Genomic DNA, 304 nt, shown 5'->3' on the forward strand with positions numbered 1-304 from the left:
CGGCTTGGCGGGTGTGCTTCTGGTTTGGGGGCTTCCGTCGGCAGTGCCCCGGAGCAGACGCAGGGCGTGACGGGCGACGGCGAGATGGCCGTTGTGGAACGGCTCGAAGCGGCCAATGAAGACCACGTAGTCGAAGTCCATGAGGATCCCTCTGGCGTTGGTACCGCTGGTCGGTCCGGCGGCGTGGGACCCAGACTACGCCTTTCGCGGGAATGTTCAAGCGCAGCGCATTGGTCGGCGCCGCGGCGGCAGCGGCGGGCTACAGGGGCGCTACGCCTTTCGCGGGAAAGGGGGCGCTGCAATC

At 68.1% G+C, this 304-nt stretch carries 1 protein-coding gene; it reads right to left on the reverse strand.

Annotated elements, in window-relative coordinates; genetic code table 11:
* The coding region (locus FLQ44_RS25165; RefSeq protein WP_147696166.1) for an adenylyltransferase/cytidyltransferase family protein at positions 1-141 on the reverse strand (141 nt) is incomplete at its 3' end.
* Positions 142-304 lie beyond the last annotated feature (163 nt).

Origin of the sequence: Vogesella mureinivorans (genome assembly GCF_007644035.1) — a bacterium.
GTDB lineage: Bacteria > Pseudomonadota > Gammaproteobacteria > Burkholderiales > Chromobacteriaceae > Vogesella > Vogesella mureinivorans.